General features: G+C 63.2%; 5 protein-coding genes. 4 read left to right on the forward strand and 1 reads right to left on the reverse strand.

Features of this window, described 5'->3' with window-relative positions:
* Positions 1-269: MFS transporter (locus EN969_RS21410; protein ID WP_127419371.1), on the forward strand; the 269-nt coding region annotated here is incomplete at its 5' end.
* 8 nt (positions 270-277) lie between these two features.
* On the opposite strand, the gene EN969_RS21415 is transcribed toward EN969_RS21410, so the two are convergent.
* Positions 278-850: an NADPH-dependent FMN reductase gene (locus EN969_RS21415; protein WP_013532242.1), complete on the reverse strand. Its 573-nt coding sequence runs from the start codon at positions 848-850 to the stop codon at positions 278-280.
* Between the two features lie 204 nt (positions 851-1,054).
* Between EN969_RS21415 and EN969_RS21420 the strand changes: the two genes are divergently transcribed.
* From EN969_RS21420 to EN969_RS21430, 3 genes are all read left to right on the forward strand, one after another.
* Positions 1,055-1,966: an ABC transporter substrate-binding protein gene (locus EN969_RS21420; protein ID WP_013532241.1), complete on the forward strand. Its 912-nt coding sequence runs from the start codon at positions 1,055-1,057 to the stop codon at positions 1,964-1,966.
* 55 nt (positions 1,967-2,021) lie between these two features.
* Positions 2,022-3,185 carry an ABC transporter permease gene (locus tag EN969_RS21425; RefSeq protein WP_063167768.1) on the forward strand — a complete coding sequence of 388 codons (1,164 nt, stop codon included), beginning with the start codon at positions 2,022-2,024 and terminating at the stop codon, positions 3,183-3,185.
* Positions 3,182-3,659 (forward strand): ATP-binding cassette domain-containing protein (locus EN969_RS21430; protein ID WP_127419372.1); only part of this gene is annotated, 478 nt, incomplete at its 3' end. The genes EN969_RS21425 and EN969_RS21430, both read left to right, overlap by 4 nt.

Below are 3,659 nucleotides of genomic sequence, written 5' to 3' on the forward strand. Positions count from 1 at the left end.
CGCTGATCCTGCTGGGCCTTGGTTGGAACTTCGGCTTCATTGGCGCGACCGCAATGGTGGCCTCCACCTACCGGCCGTCGGAAAAGGGCAAGGTGCAAGGCTTCCACGACTTCGTCCTGTTCGGCTCCGTCGCCTGCGCCTCACTGATGTCGGGCATGGTCTACAACGCCTGGGGCTGGGAGATGCTGAACTGGATAGTCTTTCCGGTCACCGTCCTGTGCTTCGTGGCGCTGGGCGCGCTGAAGGTGACGAGCGCGCGCCCGGCTTGACGCCAAACCTATGCGTCCGGCGGCAACACCTGAAGCACCCTCGCTATGAACATATGGAACTCAGCCATGTAGTTGCGCAGGAAGTCCTCGGTGGATTCGACCGTCACTTCGCCGTCGTCCGTTATCAGTCCCGGCGTGAACTGGATATAGGCTTCCGGCGCATTCATCTGGGGTGAGTTGCAGAAGCTCAGAACGCTGCGCAGGCTTTGTTGGGCGACAGCGGTTGCGATGGCGCCCGGCGATGTTCCGATGACGGCGGACGGTTTGCGCGCGAATGAATTCTTTCCATAGGGGCGGCTCGCCCAGTCGATCGCGTTCTTTAATCCGCCAGGGATCGAGCGGTTGTACTCCGGGGTAACGAACAGGACGGCCTGAACGGACGCGATCGCCTTTTTGAAATCCCGGGCGACCGGCGGGAAATCCGCATCATAATCGTAGCTGTAAAGAGGCAGATCCCTGAAGGCGATTTCCGTCATTTCAAGTTCCGGAGGAGCCAGTTGAACGAGCGCCTTCGCGAGCTTGCGGTTGATGGATTCCCGGGCAAGACTTCCGATGAGGTAGCCGACTTTGTGTATGGCCATGACACGCTCTCCGTGTTTGCCACCCGCACCCTATGGCATTATCCGCCAGATGGCAGCAGATCGCCAGCGTCGCCTCAAAATCGGCCTTCCGAACAAAAATATTGCGCTGATCCCCCTTGTTATGAAACCGTGTGCCCCGACTGGCCGTTGAAGCCATGCTCATATGCGGTCATCGCGTTTCGGTTCATAGCTAGGGGTTCCACAATGTTTTCAGTCAAGTTTCTGGCCGGCGCGGCATTGGCGCTCGGCATCACGGTGGCTTCCGCCAATGCCCAGGTGGTTGTCTCTTCGAAGATCGACACCGAGGGCGGCGTGCTCGGCAACATCATCCAGCTCGTCCTCAACGCCAACAACATCAAGACATCGGACCGCATCCAGCTCGGCGGCACGCCGGTGGTGCGCAAGGCGATCACCGCTGGCGAGATCGACATCTATCCCGAATACACCGGCAACGCCGCCTTCTTCTTCGAGAAGGCCGACGACCCGGTCTGGAAGGATGCCGCCAAGGCCTATGAAACGGCCAAGAAGCTCGACTACGACGCCAACAAGATCGTCTGGCTGTCGCCGTCGCCCGCAAACAACACCTGGGCGATTGCGCTGCGCAAGGAAGTCGCCGAGACCAACAAGCTCGCCACGCTCACCGACTTCGGCAAATATGTCGCGGGCGGCGGTCAGGTGGTGCTGGCGGCTTCTGCCGAGTTCGTCAATTCGGCGGCTGCACTGCCGGCCTTCCAGACCACCTATGGCTTCACGCTGAAGCCGGACCAACTGATCACTCTCTCAGGCGGCGACACCGCGGCAACCATCGCCGCGGCCGCCAACCAGACCAACGGCGCCAATGCGGCCATGGTCTACGGCACCGATGGCGGCATCGCACCGTCCGGGCTCGTCGTGCTCGACGACGACAAGGGCGTGCAGCCGGTCTACCAGCCGGCGCCGATCATCCGCGAAGCGGTGCTGAAGCAACATCCCGAGATCGAGACGCTGCTGAAGCCGGTCTTCGCCAAGCTCGACCTCGTCACGCTGCAGGAGCTGAATGGTCGCGTGCAGGTCGGCGGCGAGCCGGTCAAGGGCGTCGCCGAGGACTTTTTGAAGAAGAACGGCTTCCTGAAGTAGGACGATTCCGGCGCGCCGCTTTCGTGGCGCGCCGGATCGACTGACGGGGGAGGGCGTGAACATCCGCTTCGACAAGCTCGGCGTGGTCATCGCCGCTATATCAGCCTACGCGGCTTTTGCCGCGCCCTTTGCCACGTTCCGTGCCAACCGCATCGTCCCCGGCCAGGCGCGCTCGATTCTCGAGGCGCTGCCGGCAACCACCGGGACGCTGCTGCTCGTCATGATCGTCGCCGCAGCACTCATCGCGCTGTTCAAGACACCGCTTTCGCTGCGCCTTGCCGCCAGCGTGGTGGCGCTTGCCGCGCTCGCGCTGCTGATCGGCGTCGCCGGAACATTCCTCACGCCGGAGGGCAACACCTTTGCGAGAGTTTCGCCAGCCTCCGGTTTCTGGATTCTGATCTTTGCCTTCACGCTTTTGCTCGCCGATGTGCTGACACGGCTGGACCTGTCGCCATTGGCACGAGTTGGCGTGCTTGCGGTCTCGGCTTTGGCGATCGGGCTGCTGTTGATTTCGGGAAGCTGGGACAATCTGTCGATCCTGAAGGAATATTTCAACCGCGCCGACAGTTTCTGGGCGGAGGGCTCCAAGCATGTAACGCTGGCGCTAGGGTCGCTGCTTGCGGCAGTGGTCGTCGGCCTGCCGCTGGGCATTCTCTGCCATCGTGTCGAAAGTCTGCGCGCCGGGGTTCTCAACGTGCTCAACATCATCCAGACCATTCCCTCGATCGCGCTGTTCGGCCTGCTGATCGCGCCGCTCGGCTGGGTGGCCACGCATGTGCCGGGGGCTGCCGCGCTCGGCATTCGCGGCATCGGCACCGCACCCGCCTTCGTCGCGCTGTTCCTTTATTCGCTGCTGCCGGTGGTGGCCAACACCGTGGTCGGTCTCGCTGGCGTGCCGCGCGCGGCCAACGACGCCGCGCGCGGCATGGGCATGACCGACAGGCAGCGCCTGTTCGGCGTCGAGTTCCCACTGGCCTTTCCAGTGATCCTGACCGGCATTCGCATCGTCTTGGTGCAGAACATCGGCCTCGCCACCATTGCCGCGCTGATCGGCGGCGGCGGTTTCGGCGTATTCGTCTTCCAGGGTGTGGGCCAGACGGCGATGGACCTTGTGCTGCTCGGCGCGGTGCCAACGGTCGCGCTCGCCTTTGCCGCCGCCATCATCCTCGATGCGGTGATCGAAATGACCGCCACCAGGCGCAGGGTTGAAACGGCATGATCGAGATCGAAGGCATTACCAAGCGCTATGACGCGACGACCGTGGTCGATGACGTGTCGATGGTCATCGAGCCGCGCACCATCGCCGTCATTGTCGGCACGTCCGGGTCCGGCAAGACGACGCTGCTGCGCATGATCAACCGGCTGGTCGAGCCGACCTCGGGCATCATCAAGCTCGACGGCGCCGACAATCGTTCGCTGCCCGGCTATGAGCTGCGCCGCAGCATCGGCTACGCCATCCAGGGCCACGGCCTGTTCCCGCATCGCACGGTGGCGCAGAACATTGCCACCGTGCCGGTGCTGCTCGGTTGGGACAAGGACCGCATCAAGGCCCGGGTCGACGAACTGATGACGCTCTATCAGCTTGACCCCGAAGCCTTCGGGCCGCGCTATCCGCACGAACTGTCCGGCGGCCAGCAACAGCGCGTCGGCGTTGCCCGCGCGCTCGCCGCCGGACAGTTCGTGCGGATAGCGC

The organism is Mesorhizobium sp. M7A.F.Ca.CA.003.01.2.1 (assembly GCF_003998945.1).
Taxonomy (GTDB): domain Bacteria; phylum Pseudomonadota; class Alphaproteobacteria; order Rhizobiales; family Rhizobiaceae; genus Mesorhizobium; species Mesorhizobium ciceri.

Coding starts and splice junctions, on each gene's coding strand:
- EN969_RS21420 (WP_013532241.1), top strand. CDS start 1,055: ATGTTTTCAGTCAAGTTTCTGGCCGGCGCGGCATTGGCGCTCGGCATC.
- EN969_RS21415 (WP_013532242.1), bottom strand. CDS start 850: ATGGCCATACACAAAGTCGGCTACCTCATCGGAAGTCTTGCCCGGGAA.